The organism is Streptomyces sp. NPDC002795, from assembly GCF_042888725.1.
GTDB lineage: Bacteria > Actinomycetota > Actinomycetes > Streptomycetales > Streptomycetaceae > Streptomyces.
Genome location: NZ_JBIAQB010000008.1, coordinates 38,747 through 58,157 on the forward strand (window position 1 = coordinate 38,747; position 19,411 = coordinate 58,157).

Annotated in this window: 20 protein-coding genes and 1 pseudogene; 13 read left to right on the top strand and 8 right to left on the bottom strand. The window is 71.7% G+C overall.

From position 1 onward, the window contains the following. Positions 1-58: 58 nt before the first annotated feature. A complete protein-coding gene (locus ACFYWS_RS23960; RefSeq protein WP_389279913.1) occupies positions 59-1,087 on the bottom strand; it encodes a zinc-binding dehydrogenase in 1,029 nt (342 codons plus the stop codon). A 48-nt stretch (positions 1,088-1,135) separates the two neighbouring features. Further along, positions 1,136-2,113, bottom strand: a complete 978-nt coding sequence (locus ACFYWS_RS23965; protein WP_389279915.1) for an aldo/keto reductase — start codon at positions 2,111-2,113, stop codon at positions 1,136-1,138. 218 nt (positions 2,114-2,331) lie between these two features. Between ACFYWS_RS23965 and ACFYWS_RS23970 the strand changes: the two genes are divergently transcribed. After that, entirely contained in the window at positions 2,332-3,228 is an 897-nt protein-coding gene (locus ACFYWS_RS23970; RefSeq protein WP_389279917.1) for a helix-turn-helix transcriptional regulator, read from the top strand. Positions 3,229-3,266: 38 nt separating this feature from the next. Here ACFYWS_RS23970 and ACFYWS_RS23975 read toward each other — a convergent pair whose 3' ends face one another. From ACFYWS_RS23975 to ACFYWS_RS23990, 4 genes are all read right to left on the bottom strand, one after another. Beyond that, entirely contained in the window at positions 3,267-4,484 is a 1,218-nt protein-coding gene (locus ACFYWS_RS23975; RefSeq protein WP_389279919.1) for a cytochrome P450, read from the bottom strand. Between the two features lie 71 nt (positions 4,485-4,555). Beyond that, complete coding sequence (locus ACFYWS_RS23980; RefSeq protein WP_389280543.1) at positions 4,556-5,446, bottom strand: PDR/VanB family oxidoreductase; 891 nt, start codon at positions 5,444-5,446, stop codon at positions 4,556-4,558. A 229-nt stretch (positions 5,447-5,675) separates the two neighbouring features. Next, entirely contained in the window at positions 5,676-6,425 is a 750-nt protein-coding gene (locus ACFYWS_RS23985) for an IclR family transcriptional regulator (protein WP_389279921.1), read from the bottom strand. A 25-nt stretch (positions 6,426-6,450) separates the two neighbouring features. After that, positions 6,451-7,389 (bottom strand): LysR family transcriptional regulator, encoded by a 939-nt coding sequence (locus tag ACFYWS_RS23990; RefSeq protein ID WP_389279923.1) that lies wholly within the window; start codon positions 7,387-7,389, stop codon positions 6,451-6,453. Between the two features lie 148 nt (positions 7,390-7,537). Between ACFYWS_RS23990 and ACFYWS_RS23995 the strand changes: the two genes are divergently transcribed. The 9 genes and pseudogenes from ACFYWS_RS23995 (at position 7,538) to ACFYWS_RS24035 (ending at position 15,433) form a co-directional block, all read left to right on the top strand. Then, positions 7,538-8,539: a fumarylacetoacetate hydrolase family protein gene (locus ACFYWS_RS23995; protein ID WP_389279925.1), complete on the top strand. Its 1,002-nt coding sequence runs from the start codon at positions 7,538-7,540 to the stop codon at positions 8,537-8,539. 17 nt (positions 8,540-8,556) lie between these two features. Continuing rightward, positions 8,557-9,513 carry a cyclase family protein gene (locus ACFYWS_RS24000; RefSeq protein ID WP_389280544.1) on the top strand — a complete coding sequence of 319 codons (957 nt, stop codon included), beginning with the start codon at positions 8,557-8,559 and terminating at the stop codon, positions 9,511-9,513. 23 nt (positions 9,514-9,536) lie between these two features. After that, positions 9,537-10,676, top strand: a complete 1,140-nt coding sequence (locus tag ACFYWS_RS24005; RefSeq protein WP_389279927.1) for an FAD-dependent oxidoreductase — start codon at positions 9,537-9,539, stop codon at positions 10,674-10,676. 5 nt (positions 10,677-10,681) lie between these two features. Next, complete coding sequence (locus ACFYWS_RS24010; protein ID WP_389280545.1) at positions 10,682-11,695, top strand: amidohydrolase family protein; 1,014 nt, start codon at positions 10,682-10,684, stop codon at positions 11,693-11,695. Between the two features lie 4 nt (positions 11,696-11,699). Further along, positions 11,700-12,638 (top strand): VOC family protein, encoded by a 939-nt coding sequence (locus ACFYWS_RS24015; protein WP_389279929.1) that lies wholly within the window; start codon positions 11,700-11,702, stop codon positions 12,636-12,638. A gap of 93 nt (positions 12,639-12,731) precedes the next feature. Next, on the top strand, positions 12,732-13,712 hold the full coding sequence (locus tag ACFYWS_RS24020; protein WP_389279931.1) for a fumarylacetoacetate hydrolase family protein: 981 nt from the start codon (positions 12,732-12,734) through the stop codon (positions 13,710-13,712). Beyond that, positions 13,709-14,455 (top strand): SDR family NAD(P)-dependent oxidoreductase, encoded by a 747-nt coding sequence (locus ACFYWS_RS24025; RefSeq protein WP_389279933.1) that lies wholly within the window; start codon positions 13,709-13,711, stop codon positions 14,453-14,455. The genes ACFYWS_RS24020 and ACFYWS_RS24025 overlap by 4 nt, the downstream gene beginning before the upstream one ends. A 161-nt stretch (positions 14,456-14,616) precedes the next feature. Beyond that, positions 14,617-14,712 (top strand): annotated as a pseudogene (locus ACFYWS_RS24030) (TetR/AcrR family transcriptional regulator); the annotation flags it as partial. Between the two features lie 49 nt (positions 14,713-14,761). Continuing rightward, positions 14,762-15,433: an enoyl-CoA hydratase-related protein gene (locus ACFYWS_RS24035; RefSeq protein ID WP_389279935.1), complete on the top strand. Its 672-nt coding sequence runs from the start codon at positions 14,762-14,764 to the stop codon at positions 15,431-15,433. Between the two features lie 23 nt (positions 15,434-15,456). Here ACFYWS_RS24035 and ACFYWS_RS24040 read toward each other — a convergent pair whose 3' ends face one another. Then, positions 15,457-15,948, bottom strand: a complete 492-nt coding sequence (locus ACFYWS_RS24040; protein WP_389280546.1) for a MarR family winged helix-turn-helix transcriptional regulator — start codon at positions 15,946-15,948, stop codon at positions 15,457-15,459. Between the two features lie 132 nt (positions 15,949-16,080). On the opposite strand from ACFYWS_RS24040, the gene ACFYWS_RS24045 reads away from it, so the two are divergent. Beyond that, positions 16,081-17,709, top strand: coding sequence for a DHA2 family efflux MFS transporter permease subunit (locus ACFYWS_RS24045; RefSeq protein WP_389279937.1), 1,629 nt, complete (start codon positions 16,081-16,083; stop codon positions 17,707-17,709). A 14-nt stretch (positions 17,710-17,723) separates the two neighbouring features. On the opposite strand, the gene ACFYWS_RS24050 is transcribed toward ACFYWS_RS24045, so the two are convergent. Beyond that, positions 17,724-17,849: a hypothetical protein gene (locus ACFYWS_RS24050; protein ID WP_389279939.1), complete on the bottom strand. Its 126-nt coding sequence runs from the start codon at positions 17,847-17,849 to the stop codon at positions 17,724-17,726. Positions 17,850-17,873: 24 nt separating this feature from the next. On the opposite strand from ACFYWS_RS24050, the gene ACFYWS_RS24055 reads away from it, so the two are divergent. Continuing rightward, positions 17,874-19,175, top strand: coding sequence for a hypothetical protein (locus ACFYWS_RS24055; protein ID WP_389279941.1), 1,302 nt, complete (start codon positions 17,874-17,876; stop codon positions 19,173-19,175). A 26-nt stretch (positions 19,176-19,201) separates the two neighbouring features. Beyond that, on the top strand, positions 19,202-19,381 hold the full coding sequence (locus ACFYWS_RS24060; protein WP_389280547.1) for a helix-turn-helix domain-containing protein: 180 nt from the start codon (positions 19,202-19,204) through the stop codon (positions 19,379-19,381). The last annotated feature ends 30 nt before the right edge of the window (positions 19,382-19,411 follow it).

Sequence of the window (19,411 nt, forward strand, 5' to 3'; positions counted from 1 at the left end):
TGGGGGTCGCACGGGACGAATCACGCCCCGGCCGCCGCTTGTTACCTCGACGTCGAGGTCAGGGCCGGACGAGGGCCTTGAGGACCCGGCGGTCGGCCATGGCCCGGTAGGCGTCCGGTGTCTCGTCGAGGGGGAAGGTGCGGTCGAAGACACGGCCGGGGGCGATGGTGCCGTCCAGGACGTCGGGCAGCAGCTGCTCGATGTAGGCGCGGGCGGGGCTGGCGCCGCCGGTCAGCGTGACGTTCCGCATGAACTCGGACGGGCCGATCGGGCCCTGCTCGTACTGCGGGACGCCCAGGCGGCTGACGGTGCCGCCGTCGCGGACCGCGCCGAGCGCGGTGTCCAGCGCCTGGCGGGTGCCGACGGCCTCGATCACCTTGTCGACGCCGCCGGTCAGTTCGCGGATGCGGGCGACGCCCTCGTCGCCGCGCGCGGCGACGACGTCGGTGGCACCGAAGTGGCGCCCCAGTTCGGTACGTGTCTCGTGGCGTCCCGCGAGCACGATCCGCTCGGCGCCGAGCCGCTTCGCGGCGATCACCGCGCACAGGCCGACCGCGCCGTCCCCGACCACGAGCACCGCGTCGCCACGGCCGACACCGGCGGTGACCGCCCCGTGGTGGCCGGTGGTCATCACGTCCGACAGCGCGAGGAGCGAGGGCAGCAGCGCGGAGTCGGCGGCCACCGGCAGCTTGACCAGGGTGCCGTCCGCGTGCGGCACGCGGACGGCCTCGCCCTGTCCGCCGTCGACGCCGTCGAACCCGTAGCGGCCGCCGTTGCGACAGGAGATGTGCAGGCCCTTGGCGCAGTAGTCGCAGGTGTTGTCGCTGTACGTGAACGGGGCGACGACCAGGTCCCCCGCCTTCAGGCCGGTCACCTCCGCGCCGGTCTCCTCGATGACGCCGAGGAACTCGTGCCCCATGGGTCGTCCCGTCCCGGTGGCGGGCATCGACTGGTACGGCCACAGATCGCTGCCGCACACGCACGCGGCCAGCGTGCGCACCACGGCGTCGGCCTGCTGGACGATCTTCGGGTCGGGCCGGTCCTCGACGCGGACGTCGCAGGCTCCGTACATCAGGGCTGCACGCATGTCGGGCGTACTCCAATCAGGTGTGGTGTCGGGGGACGTGGGGGGGGATCAGCGTTCGAGCATGCGCGCCTGCGCCTCGGTGTGGGTGTCACCGGCGGCGGGCGGCAGGCTGCTGAGCTGGTCGAGCTGCTCGCTGGTGAGCGTGAGGGCGTCGGCCGCGGTGTTCTCCTCGACACGGGCGACGCGCTTGGTGCCGGGGATCGGGGCGATGTCGTCGCCCTGCGCGAGCAGCCAGGCGAGGGCCACCTGGGCGGGTGTGGCGCCCGCGGCGGCGGCGATGGCCTGGACCTCGTCGGCGAGCGCCAGGTTGCGCCGGAAGTTCTCGCCCGTGAAACGCGGGTTCCCGTGCCGGAAGTCGCCGGGCCCGAAGTCGGCCTCGGAGCGGACGGTGCCGGTGAGGAAGCCGTGGCCGAGCGGGGAGTACGGCACCAGGCCGATGCCCAGCTCGCGCAGGACCGGCAGGACGCGGTCCTCGATGCCGCGGGTCCAGAGTGAGTATTCGGACTGCACGGCGGTGACGGGCTGGACGGCGTGGGCGCGGCGGATGGTGTCGGGGCCGGCCTCCGAGAGGCCGAAGGCGCGCACCTTGCCCTCGGCGATCAGCTCGGCCACGGCGCCGGCGGTCTCCTCGATCGGTGTGTCCGGGTCGACGCGGTGCTGGTAGTACAGGTCGATGTGGTCGGTGCCGAGGCGCTTGAGGGAGCCCTCGACCGCGGTGCGGATGTTGGCGGGGCTGGAATCCAGGTTCCCGGCGCCGTCACCGGCGTGGGCGACCATGCCGAACTTCGTCGCCAGGACCACGTCGTCGCGCCGCCCCTTCAGTGCACGTCCGACCAGCTCCTCATTGACATACGGGCCGTAGATCTCGGCGGTGTCGATGAGGGTGACGCCCAGGTCCAGCGCCCGGTGCACGGTCCTGATCGACTCCGCGTCGTCGGTGCCGGATCCCGTGTAGCCGTGGGACATCCCCATCGCGCCCAGGCCGATCCGCGAAACCTCCAGGTCACGCAGGTTGATGTACCGCATGTCGCCCTCTTTCGATCCATGGCGTACCCGGCACCCTCACTCTCGCCCGGCCCGACAGGTCGCGCCTGTGGTGGCGGGGTCGAAGACCGGTGTGCCGACGTCTTGCTCCTTCACCCTCGCGCGCATCGCGCCCATGTGGCAGGGCGGGCTCTTCAGGGGTCATGACAGGGCCCCCCTCGGCCCTGCGGGGCGAGTGCTCATCGGGTGAGACTGGAGGCATGCCAGCATCGACGAGCGCGCACAGCGAGGGCGCCGAGCTGGGCCGCTACCTGCGCGCCCGCCGCACCCAGACAAGCCCCGACCACGTCGGCCTCACCGTCGGCGCCGGCATCCGTCGTACCCCCGGCCTGCGCCGCGAGGAGCTGGCCACCCTCGCCGGCATCAGCATCGACTACTACGTACGTCTGGAGCGCGGCAAGGAGACCCGCCCCAGCCCCGCCGTCCTCGACGCGCTCGCCCGCGCCCTGCACATGGACGACCAGGAGCACCAGCACCTGCGCGAGCTCGCCGCCCGCGCGGCCCGCTACGTCTCCGAGCCACCGCCCGCCCCCAGCCGCACCGTGCGCCCCCACCTCAAGCTGCTCCTGGAATCGCTGCGCCCGAACCCCGCGTACGTCATCAGCCGCAGCATGGACGTGCTCGCCTGGAACCCCGGTGGCCTCGCCCTGTACGCGGGTCTCGACGGCTGGCCCGTGAAACAGCGCAACCTCGCCCGCTACCTCTTCCTGCACCCTGCGGCCCGCGAGCTGTTCACCGACTGGGACCGGCAGATCACGGCCTGCGTCGCGCGCCTGCGCGCCATCGCCGGCACCGCGCCCGACGCCCCCGACCTCACCAACCTCGTCGGTGAACTCCTGCTCAAGAGCCCCGACTTCGCGGGCCTGTGGGAACGCTACGAGGTGACCGGACGCAAGCCCGCTCACAAGACGTTCCAGCACCCGCGGGTCGGAACCGTCACCCTCACCTCGCAGTCCCTGCACGTCGAAGGCACCCCGGGCCAGCGCATCGGGGTCTACACCGCCGACCCCGGCACCCCCGACCACGACGCCCTGCTCCTGCTCGACATGACGGCGCCGGCCGCGGCGACACCCACCACGGCACCTCACAGGAATTGACGCTGCCGCAGCGCTGCCCTGGGTGACGTGCGCAGGGGTCAGTGCGCGCGCCGGACGCGTACCGGCAGGGAGGCCCAGGAGCGCAGGGTGTTGTTCAGGTGGCGGCGTGGCGGGGCCGTGAGTTCCAGGTGTTCCACGCGGTGGGCCAGGGCCGTCAGCAGGCACTCGGCCTCCAGGCGGGCGACGTGCTGGCCGACGCATTGGTGCAGTCCCATGCCGAAGCCGACGTGGCCGGAGGGGTCGCGGGTGAGGTCGAAGCGATCGGGGGCGGTCCAGCGGCGCGGGTCGCGGTTGGCGGCGCCGAGGAACATGAGGATCTTTCCGCCCTCGGGGATGGTGGCACCGGCGATCTCGACGTCGGTGGTGGCGGTGCGGAAGAAGGTCTGCACGGGTGACTGCCAGCGCACCGCCTCGTCGAACGCGACCCGTGTCAACTGCGGTCGCTCGCGCAGCCGTTGCCACTCCTCGGGGTGCGTGGCGAAGGCGTACAGGGCGGCGGCCAGGCCGTGCACCGTGGTGTCGACGCCCGCCGTGAGCAGGGAGCGCACCACCAGTGGTGCCTGCGCGGGGGTGAGGTCGCCGCGGTCGGCGGCGGCCCAGATGCGGGCGCCGAAGCCGTCCTCGCTCAGTGCGTCGCGGGCGCACTGGTCGTTCACCCAGGCGGAGAGTCCGGCCATCCGGTCGGCGTCGGCGCGCACGAGCTCGTTGCGCGGGCCGAAGGCGTTGAAGGCCATGTTGCCGTAGGGCAGCAGGTTCTCCCTGCCGTCGGGGCCCAGGCCGACGGCGTCCGGGAAGACCCGCAGCGGGAAGGCCGTCGCCAGCGACTCGAAGGCGTCGAACTCCGGTCCCTGGGTGGCCAGTACGGTCTCGACGAGTTCGTCGGCGACGCGCTGCCAGGTCTCGCGCAGCCGGCGCAGGGCGAGCGGCGAGAGGATCTCGCGGAGCACGCGGCGCGGGGCGTCGTGGTGGGGCGGGTCGGCCTCCAGGAGGAGGCTCGGCGGCCGCCACGGCTTCTCGTGCCGGAAGTTGGCCAGGCCCACACCGGCCCCGGACTGGAACGTCTGCCAGTCGACGAGGGCGGTGTGCACCTCTTCGTAGCGGGACAGGGCGTGCACGTCGTAGCGGGTGAGGTGGACGACGGGCCCCGCGGTGCGCAGGGTCTCGTGCAACGGGTCGGGGTCGGCGAGGTGTTCGGCGGCGAAGGGGTCGACGTCGCTGGTCGGCACCGGTGCGGGGACAGCGGCTGTTGCGGACATGGCGGCTCCACGAATGCGGCTCGGACGAACTCGGGGACGTAAGGGGGTTCGAAAGGTGGGGTGTTGAGGGATCAGAGGTCGAGGACCAGCCGGTCCGAGCGCGAGCGGGACACACAGGGCAGCAGGCAGTCCCCGGCCGCGCGTTCGTGCTCGGCGAGGACCGCGTCCCGGTGGTCGGGGGCGCCCGCGAGCACCGGGACCAGGCAGGTGCCGCAGGTGCCCTGCTCGCAGGAGGACAGGACCTCAACTCCCGCGCGGCGTACGGCATGCAGCACCGAGAGGCCCGGTGGGACGGTGACCGTGCGGCCGCTGCGGCGCAGTTCCACCTCGAAGGAGGTGTGACGGACGGGCGCGGACGGCGCGGCGGCGGTGAAGCGTTCGGTGCGCAGGCTGTGCGGCGGCCAGGCGGCGCAGGCGGATTCGACGGCGGCGAGGAGCGGAGGGGGCCCGCAGCAGTAGACCTTGGTGCTGGGTTCCGGTCGGCTCAGCCAGGTGTCCAGGTCGAGCAGCCCGTACTCGTCCTGGGGGCGCAGGTGCACGCGCTCGCCGTAGGTGTCCGCGAGGTGGTCGCGGAACGCCATCGAGGCCCGGGTACGGCCTCCGTAGAGCAACTGCCAGTCGCTGCCCATCAGTTCGGCCTGGTGGGTCATCGGCAGCAGCGGGGTGATGCCGATGCCGCCCGCGATGAAGAGGTAGCGGTCGGCGGGCGCCAGCGGGAAGTGATTGTGCGGGCCGCCGACGCCGACCGGGTCGCCGGCCTCCAGCCGGTCGTGGACGTACGCCGATCCCCCGCGCCCCGCGGGCTCGCGCAGCACGGCGACGCGGTAGGTGTACGGGTCCCAGCGGTCGCCGCACAAGGAGTACTGGCGGGTCGTCCCGTCCGCGAGTACGAGGTCGATGTGGGCGCCGGGCGTCCAGTCCGGCAGCCGGGCGCCGTCCGGGCGTTCCAGGGTGAGGGCCATGACACCGTCCGCGGCGGTGTCCTTGGCGCGTACCCGCAGGGTCAGGGCCGCGGCGGGGCGGGCAATCTCAGGCAGCAGGTGGTGTGCGACCACGTCGTCGCCTCCCGTCTGTGGATTGCACGCAGGATGCGCGTGGCGGCGGTCACACCGCGACGGCCTTCTCACCCAGTGAGAGACGGATTGTGCGCCGCTGACATCACTCGGCCATGACGCGGCCATCAAGCCGCCGTCACCCCGCCGTCCCGAGCGCACGCGACACACCACGGGCGGCCGTGCGGACGACGGGCACCATCGCCTGTGCGCTCTGGTCGTTGGGGACGATGACCGACAGCGCCGCCGCGACCGTGCCGTCGGCGCCGCGCACCGGGGCGGCGATCCCGAGGGCGTCGTCGTGGACGTATCCGGGGCAGTAGGCGTAGCCCTGTCGGCGCACCTCGGCGAGGACGGCCCGCAGCCTGGCGGGGGTGGCCGGGGTGGCGGCGGTGTAGGCGGCCAGTTCGCCGGCGAGCACCCGGTCCTTGAGGGCGGCCGGTCCGTGGGCGAGCAGCACGAGGCCGCTGGAGGAGGCGTGCGGGGGAAGCCGTCCGGCGATGCGGGTGTAGTTGATGACCGAGCGCGGGGCCGAGAGACGTTCGAGGAACAGCACCTCCTCGCTGTCCAGGACGGCGAGTTGGACGTGGTGGCCCACCACGTCGTGCACGCCCTCCATGAACGGCATCGCCGCGTCGCGCAGCGACAGCGTGGGCGAGGCGCGGACGACGAGTTCCCACAGTCTGACCCCGATCCGTACGCGGCGGTCCGCGTCGCGGCTGAGGAATCCGTGGCCGACCAGCTCACCCACGAGGCGGGAGGCGGTGGCCACGTGCAGTCCGGTGCGGCGGGCGATCTCGGAGACGGTCAGCGCCGGTTCGTCCTGGCTGAAGGCCTGCAGGATGCGGGCGGCGCGGGAGAGCACCGACTCGCGGTGGGGTGGCTTCATCGCGTGACTCCGTCCAACTCGCCGCTCACGCCGCGCCGTTGGCGGCCGGATCGTCCTGCGGCCGGGGCAGGCGCGCCCCGACCGCCGCGGCGGTCTCGCGCAGCCAGATGTGGGCGGCGTCGTGGGTGTGCACGGGATGCCACCACAGTGCCTCTTGCAGGGGCACCGCCTCGTAGGGCGGCTCCATGACCGTGACCGCCGCGATGGGCGCGAGGAGGCGGGCGAGCCGGGCCTGGACGAGGGCGATGCGCCGGGTGCCGGCGACCAGCAGCGGCAGCAACTGGAAGCTGTCGACGGAGACCTCGACGTGCGGCTCGACACCGAGCATGCCGAGCTGGCGCACGGCAGGGGCGTCGTAGGTGCGCTGATAGGTGACCCAGGGCAGGTCCGCGAGATCCTGCCGGGTGAGCCGGTCCCCGACCGACGGATGGTCGTCGGCGACGAGGAAGACCCACCGGTCGTCGTAGAGGTCGGTGGCGGGGAAGTCGCTGATGACACCGTGCGGCATCAGCAGTCCGTCGACGGTGCTGAGCAGCGTCGACGTGTCCTCGACCACCGTGGACGGGGTCTGGGTGAAGCGCAGCCGGATGCCCGGTGCCTCCTCGTGGAGGTGGCGGGCGAGGGCCGTGCCGAACACGGAGACGGCGTAGTCGGAGGCGACGAGCGTGAACTCGCGCTTCTCCCGCACCGGGTCGAACGTGGCCTGGCTGGCGAAGAGGCGCTCCAGCACGTCGTAGGCGGTGGAGGTGCGGTCGAGCAGTACCTGGCCGAGCGCGGTCAGCTCGTAGTGGCCGCCGACGCGGGCGAGCAGGTCGTCGTCGAAGTGGCGGCGCAGCCGGGCGAGCGCGGCGCTCATGGCGGGCTGGCTCAGTCCGACGCGGTGTCCGGCGCGGGTGACGTTGCGCTCTTCCAGCAGGGCCCGCAGGGCGACGACGAGGTTGAGGTCCAGGCGGGCCAGATTCACGGGCTTTCCCTTGCTGTACGGGGCCGGGGTCGGGGCGTGCGGCGCTGACCAGGGGTAATTTACGCGATGGATGCTTTACATCCACAGAATCTATTTCCCTGATCACCGGTGGCGGGTCCAGATTAGTACCACCGCAATACAGGAGGACATGTCCGTGAAACCCGCTCCCGCATCCGCACCCTTCGCCGGCCCCTTCGCGCTGGCGACCCTCTCGGTCCCCGGGGAGCCCTCTTTCCCCGCGCTGGTCACCTCCGGACAGCTCGTCATCGATCTGCGCACCGCCCTGGACGACGCACAGTTGACGACCCGTCGGCTCCTTGAGGACTGGCAGGCCGTGCTGCCGCGGCTGCGCTCGCTCGCCGAGGACGGCGCCGCGCCGCGCCGGCCCTTGACGGACTTTCAGGTGCACGCGCCGGTGGAGCCGCGCCAGGTGTTCCAGTCCGGGGCCAACTACCGCCAGCACGTGATCGACCTGCACGTCGCGCACAAGGCACCCGGTGACGACCGCCCGGAGGACGAGCGGCGCGCCGAGGCGGCCGAGATCATGGACCGGCGGGCCACGGACGACCTGCCGTACGTGTTCATCGGACTGCCGAGCGCGATCACCGGCCCGTACGACGACGTGGTGCTGCCCTCCTGGGCCGCGAAGCCGGACTGGGAGCTGGAGCTGGTGGCCGTGATCGGCCGGCCGGCCCACGGCGTGTCCGTCGACGAGGCCCTGGAGTACGTCGCCGGATACGCCATCGCCAACGACCTCACCGACCGTGCCACCGTCTTCCGCCGTGACATGCCGCAGATCGGCACCGACTGGCTGCGCAGCAAGAACGCGCCCGGTTTCACCCCGCTCGGCCCGTGGATCGTGCCCGCCGACTCGATCGCCGATCCTGACGACCTCCAGCTCACCCTGAAGCTCAACGGCGAGACCATGCAGGACGAGTCCACCAAGGACATGATCTTCAACGTGGCCCGCATGGTGTCCTACGCCTCCCAGAGCGCCCACCTGCTCCCCGGCGACCTGGTGCTGACCGGCTCCCCCGCCGGCAACGGCATGCACTGGGGCCGACTGCTGCGCGACGGCGATGTCATGGACGGCTCCATCACCGGGCTCGGCGCGCAGCGCACCCGATGTGTGGCGGAGGTGACGTCGTGATTCCCGAGCAGTCACCGCTGGACCGCAACGACCCCGAGGGCGCGATCGCCGAAGCCGCCAAGTCGTACTCCAACTGGGGGCGTTGGGGCGAGGGCGACCGGCTCGGCACGCTGAACTTCCTCGACGAGGCCAAGCGCCGCGAGGGTGCCGCGCTCGTGCGACGGGGCGTCAGTTTCTCGCTCGCCCAGAGCTTCGACATGAACGGCCCTCAGAAGGGCTGGCGGCGCCGGACCAACCCGGTGCACACCATGCTCGACACCGGCGCCGACGCGGCCCTCGCCAACCAGGGCTTCCCGCACGGCATGGGCGGCGCCGACGACGTGATCGCCATGCCGCTCCAGTGCTCCACCCAGTGGGACGGCCTGGGCCACATCTTCGACCACGGCAAGGCGTGGAACGGCCGCCCCGCCGAGCAGGTCGTCACCTCCGAGGGCGACCTCGTCACCGGCATCGAGCACATGGCCCCGCACGTGGCAGGGCGTGGCGTCCTGCTCGACGTCGGCCGCGTCATCGGCACCGACGGCGAGCTGCCCGACGCGTTCGCCGTCACCGAGGAACACCTGGCCGCGACGGCCGAGGCCCACGGGGTGACCGTCGGACGCGGTGACATCGTCGTCGTACGCACCGGGCAGCTCGCCCGCGCCCGCCGCGACGGCTGGAACGACTACGCTGGCGGTCCCGCCCCCGGCCTGTCCTTCACCGCGGCCGGCTGGCTGCACCGCACCGAGATCGCCGCGATCGCCACCGACACCTGGGGCTTCGAGGTGCGGCCCAACGAGTTCGAGCACGCCTTCCAGCCGCTGCACCAGGTCGCGATCCCCAACATGGGCCTGCTGATCGGCGAGATGTGGGACCCGGACGCGCTCGCCGCGGACTGCGCGGCGGACGGTGTGTACGAGTTCTGGCTGACCGCGGCGCCTCTGCCCATCACCGGCGCCGTCGGCTCCCCGGTCAATCCCGTAGCCGTCAAGTAGCCGACGCAGCAGAGGAGTTATCCATGAGTACCCCCAGCATCCCCCGCTCGGTCCTCGTCGTCGGCGGCGGCGCGGCCGGCAACGCCGCGACGATCCTGCTGCGCCGCGCCGGGATCGCGGTCGACCTGATCGAGGCCAAGGACGACTGGAACGCCACCGCCGGCTCCGGCATCACCCTCCAGGGCAACGCGCTGCGCGTGCTGCGCGAACTCGGTGTGTGGGAGCAGGTGGAGCGGTCCGGCTACGGCTTCGACGCGGTCGGCATCACCGCACCCGACGGCACGGTCCTGCACGTCAGCGAGGACCTGCGCACCGGCGGCGACGAGCTGCCCGCCACCGTCGGCATGCAGCGCCCGCAGCTCCAGCGGATCCTGATCGACGCGGTCCGTGCGAGCGGAGCCACCGTCCGGCTCGGCGTCCGCGCCGAGTCCCTCGACCAGGACGACACCGGTGTCTCCGTGCGTTTCAGTGATGCCACCGAGGGCCGCTACGACCTGGTGATCGCCGCCGACGGCATGGGCTCCGCCACCCGCGCGGCGATCGGCATCACCGAGCGGCCCGAGCCCACCGGCATGGCCATCTGGCGCGTCGCCACCCCGCGCCCGTCAGGCCTGACCCGCACCGACCTCGCCTACGGCGGCCCCGCGTACATCGCCGGCTACTGCCCGACCAGCGAGTCCACCCTCTACGCGTACGTCGTCGAGGCCAACCGCGACCGGAGCACCATCCCCGCGGACTCCTACGCCGACGAGATGCGCTCCCTCGCGAAGCACTACGGCGGCCACTGGCCGGAGATCACCGCGACCATCACCGATCCGGCGCAGGTCAACTACACCTGGTTCGACCGGATGTTGGTCGAGGGCTCCTGGCACCGCGGCCGGGTCGTCCTGGTCGGCGACGCCGCGCACTGCTGCCCGCCCACCCTCGCGCAGGGCGCCGCCCTGTCGATGGAGGACGCCTGGGTGCTCACGCAGATGCTGTCCGCAGCCGACACCTGGGACGACGCACTGCTCCAGGCGTACTACGAGCGGCGTGTCGCGCGCGTGCGCCCGGTCGTGGAGGCGTCCGTACAGATCGGCCAGTGGCAGCTCGACGGGGTCCGCGACGCGGATGTCCCCGGCCTCATGGGCCGCACGATGACGATGCTGCGGGAGCTGCCGTGACCGACATGTCCGCCACCCCCGGGACACCCACCGTGGACGTGCACGCCCACGTCCTGCTGCCCGAGATCGAGGCACTGGTCGACGGCCTGCCGGGCCACGCGGAGGCGAAGGCCCTGGACGCCCGGCGCAACGGCCCCGAAGCGCTGAAGGTCAGCGGCCGGATGATCGGCGAGCGGTTCGCCCGCCTCACCGACGTACCCACCCGGCTGGCGGTGATGGACGCCCAGGGCGTGCACGTCCAGCTGGTCAGCCCGTCCCCTTCCCACTACCACTACTGGGCCGACGAGGTGGCCGCGGAGAAGGTGTACCGGCTGGCCAACGAGGCGACGGCCGCGCACTGTTCGGCCGCTCCCGACCGGCTGCGCGGACTGGGCCTCGTACCGCTCCAGCATCCCGAGCAGGCGGTGCGCGCGCTCGACCACGCCCTCGAACAGGGCCTGCTCGGGGTCGAGATCTCCAGCCACGCACCGGGCCGCGAGCTGTCCGACCCGGCGTACGAACCGCTGTGGTCACGGGCCGAGGAGAGCGGCGCGCTCGTCTTTCTGCACCCCTTCGGCTGCACCCTCGACGAGCGCCTCGACCAGTGGTACTTGTCCAACTCGGTGGGCCAGCCCACCGAGAACGCCGCCGCGCTCTCGCACCTGATCTTCTCCGGCGTCCTCGACCGCCACCCCGGCCTGCGGATCATCGCGGCGCACGGCGGCGGCTATCTGCCCACCCACATCGGCCGCGCCGACCACGCGTGGCGGGCGCGGGCCGACGCCCACGCGTGCGCGCAGGAACCGAGCGCGTACCTGCGCCGCCTGTACTTCGACTCGCTCGTCCACGACCCGTACGTACTGCGGGAGTTGGTGCGGGTCGCGGGCGCGGACCGTGTGCTGCTCGGCTCCGACTTCCCGTTCGACATGGGCGCCGACGACCCGGTCGGAGCGCTGCGCGCGGCGGACCTCTCCGACGCCGACCTCCGCGCCGTACGCGGCGGCACCGCGGCCACCCTCCTCCGTCTCTGGAAGGACTGACACCATGAGCAATCGTCTGCTCACCCACCTGCGGCACGTCGATCTCGCCGTGCCCGACTACGACAAGCAGCTCGACTTCTACTCCGGTGTCTGGGGCCTGACCAAGGTCGCGGAGGACTCCGGCATCTCCTTCCTGGCCGCAGAGGGCTCCCCCGAGCAGTACGTGGTGCGCCTGCGCGAGGCCGAGGAGAAGCGCCTCGACCTCGTCTCGTACGGCGCCGCAAGCCCGGCGGATGTGGACACACTCGCCGAGCAACTCCTCGCCGGGAACGTGCAGTTGATCACACAGCCGGGCAAGGTCGACACTCCCGGCGGCGGCTACGGCTTCCGCTTCTTCGACGTCGACGGGCGCACCATCGAGGTCTCCGCCGACGTCGACGTCCGGCAGCACCGCAAGATCGAGGAGAAGGAGGCCATCCCGGTCAAGCTCTCCCACGTGGTCCTCAACTCCCCCGATCTGAACCGGACTCGGGAGTGGTACGAGCGCCACCTCGGCTTCGCGCTCTCCGACACCCTGTCGTCGCCGCACATGGGCGAGGTCATGCACTTCATGCGGATCTCCAACCAGCACCACTCGATGGCGATCGCGCAGGGCCCGCACACCGCGCTGCACCACGTCTCCTTCGAGATGCGCGGGATCGACGAGTACATGCGGGGTTCGGGGCGTGTCATGCGCGCCGGGTTCAAGAAGGTCTGGGGCCCGGGCCGGCACATGGCGGGCGACAACACGTTCACGTACTTCCTCGACCCGCACGGCAACACCGTCGAGTACACGACGGAGTTGGAGAACCTGGACGAGGACACCTGGCACCCGCACGTCTATGACTTCTCGAAGCCCGAGGTCACGGACCAGTGGGGCACCGCGAACGCGATGAACGAGCTCGTCGCGAAGGAGTCGTTCAACGACCCCGACCGCGGCGTGTTCATCGCCCCGCCGGTCTGATCCCACCCCATTTTTCCGGGGGCGCGGTGGTGCCCTGTCCATGCCCTGACACACCCACCGCGCCCCCGGTCCGCCCTCGCGCCAGGAGCTCCCATGCGTTTCGCCACCTACTCCGCGTACGAGCAGGAACCCCGCACCCGCGTCGCCGTCGTCGCGGAGGACGGCACGTTGTACCCGGTGCCGGACACCTCGTCCCTCACCGACCTGATCCGCGCCGGGGGCGGCCTGCGGTCCCTCCTGGACGCCGGTACCGCCGCGCTCGCCGGGCCGCCCGGCCCGCAGGTCTCCCAGGTGCGGCTATTGCCCCCGCTCCAGCCGTCCTCCATACGGGACTTCGTGGCGTTCGAGGAACACGTCGAAGGTGTACGCAAGGCCGTGGACGGTGTGGCAGGTGTCCCCGAGCAGTGGTACGCGGCGCCGACCTTCTACTTCACCAACCCCTACGCCGTCTACGGCCCCGGCGATGACATCCCGATGCCGCCCGGCTCGACGGTCCTCGACTACGAACTCGAAGTCGCCGCCGTCATCGGCCGCGAGGGCCGCGACCTCGGCCCCGAAGAGGCCCGCGAACACATCATCGGCTACACCGTCTTCAACGACTGGTCGGCCCGTGACCTCCAGTCCGCCGAGATGAAGGTCGGCCTCGGCCCCTGCAAGGGCAAGGACACCGCGACCACGCTCGGCCCGTACCTGGTCACCGCCGACGAACTGGAGCCGTACCGCGACGCGGACGGCATGCTGCGCCTCGCCCTGACGGCGGAGATCAACGGCGAGACCATCGGCAAGGACCTGCTGTCCAACATGAGTTGGACCTTTGAGGAGATGGTCGCGTACGCCTCGCGCGGCACCGTCGTCCGCCCCGGCGACATCCTCGGCTCCGGCACCTGCGGCAACGGCGGCTGCCTCGCCGAACTGTGGGGCCGTCACGGCGAACAGACCCCGCCGCCGCTGGGGCCAGGAGACACCGTCACCCTCACGGTCGAGGCCGTCGGCAGCCTCACCAACACGGTCGTCGAAGGCGCTGCCCCGGTCCCGCTCCCGCCCGGCCGCCGCCGCACGCGGGAACGTCCGTGACCCCGAAGCGCCTGGCGGGCCGGGTCGTCGTCGTCACCGGCGCGGCCCGCGGCCAGGGCGCCGCCGAGGCCGCGACCCTCACCCGCGAGGGCGCCCACGTCATCGCGACGGACGTCGAGGACGGTCCGGGGATCCGTCCGCTCGACGTCACCGACGAGACGCAGTGGGCCCAACTCGCCGCGGAGCTACGGGAGTCGTACGGCCAGGTCCACGGCCTGGTCAACAACGCGGGCGTCACCTGGCGTGCCCGAATCGACGAGGTGCGCGCCGAGGACTTCACCCGCGTGCACACCGTGAACGTCACGGGGCCGCTCCTCGGCATCCAGCACCTCACCCCGCTGATGCCCGCCGGTGCCTCGATCGTCAACGTCGGCTCGTCCGCCGCGCTCACCGCCCACTACCCGGTCGCGTACACGGCCAGCAAGTGGGCGCTGCGCGGCCTGTCGAAGACGGCGGCGCTCGAACTCGGCCCGCGCGGCATCCGCGTCAACACGATCCATCCGGGCTTCATCGAGACGGAGATGACCGCGTCCGCGGCCCCCGCCTTCCGCGAGAGCAACCTCCGCGAGACCCCGCTCGGCCGCACGGGCACGGTCGACGAGATCACCCCGCTGGTCACCTTCCTGCTGTCGGACGACGCCTCGTTCATCACCGGCGCGGAGATTCCGGTCGACGGTGGCTACACGGCCCACGGCGGCGCCAAGTCGATCTCGGACGCGCTGCGGGCGGGTCCGGAGGCGTGAACCCCTTGCCTGTTCCATCCCATACACCTTAAGTTACTGACAGGTAGCCCACCGCTCGGCGGTGGGCGCACCGTCGCCAAGGGTTGGGGGGGGGACAGCCGTGAACGGATGGCCCACAGCGCAGCCCCACGCGGCTCGCGACACTCTCCGTCCGGCACGGCCCGACCCAGGAAGGCGGTCGCCGGCTGGGCGCGTTCATCATCGCCGCGGCCGAAGGCGCCGTGATCATGTGCCGGGCCGAGCAGAGCACCGCCCCGATCGAGGCGGCCCTCCCCGCACCCCCTCGCACACCTCGAAGGAGCCACCATGCCTACACTCGACCGCCACGACAACGTCTTCGTCCTCGATCTCGGGGACGGCGAGAACCGCTTCCACCCCGACTGGCTCACCGCTGTCGGCGCAGCGCTCGACGAGGTGGAGAAGGCGGAGGGCCCCCGCGCCCTGGTCACCGCCGCCACGGGCAAGTTCTACTCCAACGGACTCGACCTGGACTGGCTGTTCACCCACGCCGACCAGCACCAGGAGTACGTCATCTCCGTCCACGAACTGTTCGCGCGGATGCTGTCGCTGCCGGTCGTCACGGTCGCCGCGTTGCAGGGACACACCTTCGCCGCCGGCGCGATGTTCTCCCTCGCCCACGACTTCCGCGTGATGCGGGCCGACCGCGGCTTCTGGTGTCTGCCCGAGGCGGACATCAACATCCCCTTCACGCCCGGCATGGCCGCCCTGATCCAGTCCCGCCTCGCACCGCAGAGCGCGCACGAGGCCATGGTCACCGCGCACCGCTACGGCGGCGCCGACGCGGCGGCCGCCGGCATCGTCGACCAGGCGGTCGCCGAGGACGCCGTGCGCTCCACCGCGATCGAGCTCGCGCAGGCACAGGTGACCAAGGCCGGAGACACCCTCGGCACCATCAAGGCCCGGATGTACGGCCCGGCCCTGGCCACCCTGCGCGACACCACCAACCCGCTCGGCTGACCGGCCCCGCCGGAGAGGCACCGCTACGCGTCCTGGTTCACCCGCGTGAGGTGGGTGTCCATGGCCGCGCACATCTCCCCCAGCAAGTCCCCGAATCTGGCGAGGAGTTCGGGCGGGTAGCGGCCGATGACGGCGTCCATGGGCGCCGCCAGCGGGCGGAAGAATTCATCGGCGCGCTCTTGGATGTGCGGGCTGCCGCGCAGGGTGACCACGCGCCGGTCACTGTGTTCGCGGCTGCGCACGATGTGTCCGGCCTCTTCGAGGCGGTTGAGCAGTGAGGTCGTGGCGCCCGACGACAGCAGGATGCGTTTGCTCAGGCGGGCCGGGGAGATCGGGGCGCCCCGCTCCTCGGCCGCGATGATCTCCAACAGGGCGGCCGCGTCGGTGGAGTACAGACCGAGATGGGCGGCGAAGCTACGACTGAGTTCCGCGTAGTGCCCCCCGTAGACCCTCAGGGCCTCCACCAACAGCTCGCGCCGCTCCGCCACGCCCTCGTCGAGCGCCGACTCCTCCATCACCAACGGCCGTCCTTTCCCGCATACGCATCGCCATCGCCATCGCCGGACCTGCGCCGCAGATCACCTTTGACAATCTACCCACTCCCTCAATACCTTCATGGTGGAATTACTTCACTATGGAGGCACTACATGCGGGATTCGACAGCCACCAGGCGGTGGCTCGGACTGATCGCCATCGCCCTGGGCGTGGCGCTGATCGTCGTGGACACGACGATCGTCAACGTGATCACGCCGTCGGTCGTCAAGGACCTGGGCGTCAACTCCTCGCAGGCACAGTGGATCCAGGAGTCGTACGCGATCGTCTTCGCCGCGCTGCTGCTGCTGACCGGCCGGCTTTCCGACATGCTCGGCGCCCGCCAGGTCTTCACCTGGGGCGTCGTCGTCTTCGGCGCCACCAGCGTGCTCGCCGGCCTCGCGCCGGGCGGCGAACTTCTGATCCTGGCCCGCTTCCTTCAGGGCGCGGGCGCGGCGATGATCCTCCCGACCTCGCTGGCTCTGCTGAAGGCCAACTTCACCGGCAAGGCCCGCGGCCAGGCGTTCGCCGTCTGGGGCTCGACCATCGGGGCCGCCGCCGCGCTCGGGCCGCTGCTCGGCGGCTGGCTGTCCGAGCACGTCTCGTGGCGCTGGGCGTTCGGCATCAACGTGCCGCTGTCCGTCCTGGTCGCGTTCGGCGTGGTGCGCTACATGGCCCGCTCGCCCCGGACCAAGGGGCGCATCGACGCACCCGGCGCCGTGCTGTCGGTCATCGGGCTCGGGCTGCTCGCCTTCGGCCTCGTCGAGGGCCGCGTCTACGGCTGGGCGGCCACCATCCACCCGCTCGGCCTTCCCGGCTTCACCTGGGACAGCGGGCCCTCGCCCGTCCTGGTCGCGCTGATCCTTGCCGCCCTCGCGCTGGGCCTGTTCGTGCGCCGCCAGTCGAAACTGGCCCGCGGCAGCGACGCCTCCCTGGCGCTGATGGACGTACGGCTGTTCTCCATCGCCTCGTTCCGCGGCGGCAACATCGCCACCCTGATCATCGGTGTCGGCGAGTTCGGCATCGTCGCGGTGCTCCCGCTGTGGTTGCAGTTCACCCTCGGCTACAGCGCGCTGCAGGCCGGGCTCGCCCTGGTGCCGGTGGCCATCGGCAGCTTCGTCGCCAGCGGGGCCAGTTTCGGGATGGCCGCCAAGGTGTCGCCGCTGATCCAGCTGCGCATCGGCCTCGCCCTCGAAGTCGTCGGCCTGGCCGGCGTCGCCCTCGTGGCCGCCCCCGACACCTCCTGGTGGGCCGTCTCGGCGATGCTCTTCCTCTACGGCATCGGCGTCGGCTTCGCGACGGCCCAGGTCACCAACGTCGTCCTCGCCGACGTCCCCGACGACAGCAGTGGTCAGGGCTCCGGCATCCAGAGCGCGTTCCGCCAGCTCGGCTCCGCCCTCGGCATCGCCGCCCTCACCACGGTCTTCTTCACGACCCTCAGCTCCAAGCTGCACGACAGCCTGGCATCGTCCGGCCTGACAGGGGCGGCCGCCGACAAGTTCAGCCAGGCCGTCACCGACAGCGCGGGCGCCGCGATCGGCCCCCTGTCCGGGAACCCGCACACGGCCCCGGTCGCCGACGCGGCCCGCTCCGCGATGTCCGACGGCATCACCGTCAGCGGATACATCGCGGCGGGGTTCGTCGTTCTGGGCCTGATCGCCTCGCTCCTCATCCCCGCGATGCCGCCCCAGGCGCAGACCGGGACCGAGGACGCCGACACCGACGCGGAACCGGCCCTGCCCTGACCGACAGGCGCCTGTCAGGCCGGTGCGTGCCGAGCAGCCCCGCCCCGGGGTGCGAGGGCCGAGGAGTTCAGGGCGGTCAGGGTGGTGTTGCCTGTGAAGGCGAGGGCGGTGGCCGTCTCGTCGCGCAGGATGCCGAGCACGGCGGCGGCACCGGCCTGGCCGGAGTGGACGAGTCCGTAGACCGCCGGCCTGCCGACGCCCCGCTCGTGCAGTCGATCGCGCAGCGCGAACCGTTCGACGACGTCGCGTACGTCCCTCGGGGTGCGGTGCTCCTCGCCGTCGGCTTCCCCGCGCAGGGGCCCGCCTTCACCGAGCTGCTGGTCAGGGCGGGCGAGGCCGGGGCCGCCGCGGTGATCGCCAAGCCGGCGACGGTCGACCCGGATGCCCTGCGCGCGCTGGGTGAACTGCACGGGGTCAACACCGTGTTGGCGCGTCAGTCCGTCGACTGGCTGCAACTGGCCGCGCTCCTCAGGGCGAGCGTGTCCGTCTCGGCGGCCGACGACGTGGCGGGCGCGCGGCTGGGCGACCTGTTCTCCTTCGCCAACGCCGTGGCCACGATGGCGGGCGGCGCCACCAGCATCGTCGACCCCGCGGGCCGGGTGCTCGGCTTCTCCAACCTCGCCGATCAGGCCGTCGACGAACAGCGCCGCCAGGCCACCCTGCTGATGAGCGAGGTCGATTCACCCGCGAGCGACCCCGACTACCGCCTCGCCTACGCCAGTACCGGATGCGTCTACGTCCCCGGCGACGCGGAGACCTACGGACGTGTCGCCGCCGCCGTCCGCAGCGACGGCGAAGTGCTCGGCACCATCTGGGTCATCGTGACCGACCCGGACCAACGCCACCACGTCGTGGGTGCCCTGGCGGAGCTGCTGGACTCCGCCTCTCTCCACCTGCACCACGCCCGCTCCTACGTCGACGTCAAACGGCGGCGGGAGGCCGATCTGCTGTCCCGCCTCCTGCGGGACCCGCCACAGGCGTCCGTGTGCGCGTTCGCGTTGGGGATCGCCGACGAGCGGTGGTACCGCCTCGCCGTCCTCACCTCGACGGCGCGGCCCATCCGCGGCGCCGAAGCGGCCTCGCACCGGCTCGTCCAGCGTGTCTCGACATGGCTGCACCTGATCCAGCCGAACGCGATCGTGGCGGAGGTCGACTCCCATCTCGTCATGCTGTTCAGCGGCCGCAGGCTCCAGGAGTGGCCGTCCCTGGAGCACCGCCTCGACGACTTCCTGCGCCGCGTCGACCACACCGCTCCGTCACTGGCGGTCGTGGTGGGCCGCGAACACCACGACGTCCACGAGCTCAGCGACGACTTCACCCATCTGCGCACCCTGGTCCGGCTGACCTCGCTCGGCCTCGTGAACCACGGCCGCGACGGCGCCGTCGTCCTCATGGACGAGCACCTGCCCCAACTCGACCTGGCACTGCTCGCCGACCGGCACCGCTCGACGAACCGACTGCACTGAAGACCTACGTCGAGTGCAACAAGAACATTCCCGCCACGGCAGCCGCCCTCAACGTCCATGTGAACTCGGTCCGTTACCGCGTCGACAAGCTGCAGTCACTCTTCGATCTCGACCTGGGCGACATCGACGTGTTCGCCTGGCTGCTCCTGCAGTTCCGCTTCGCCGAGTTCACCGCGCGGTCGAACCACCCTGAACCGCGCTCCTGACACGTGAAGTGACGCAAGCCTGGGTGCACA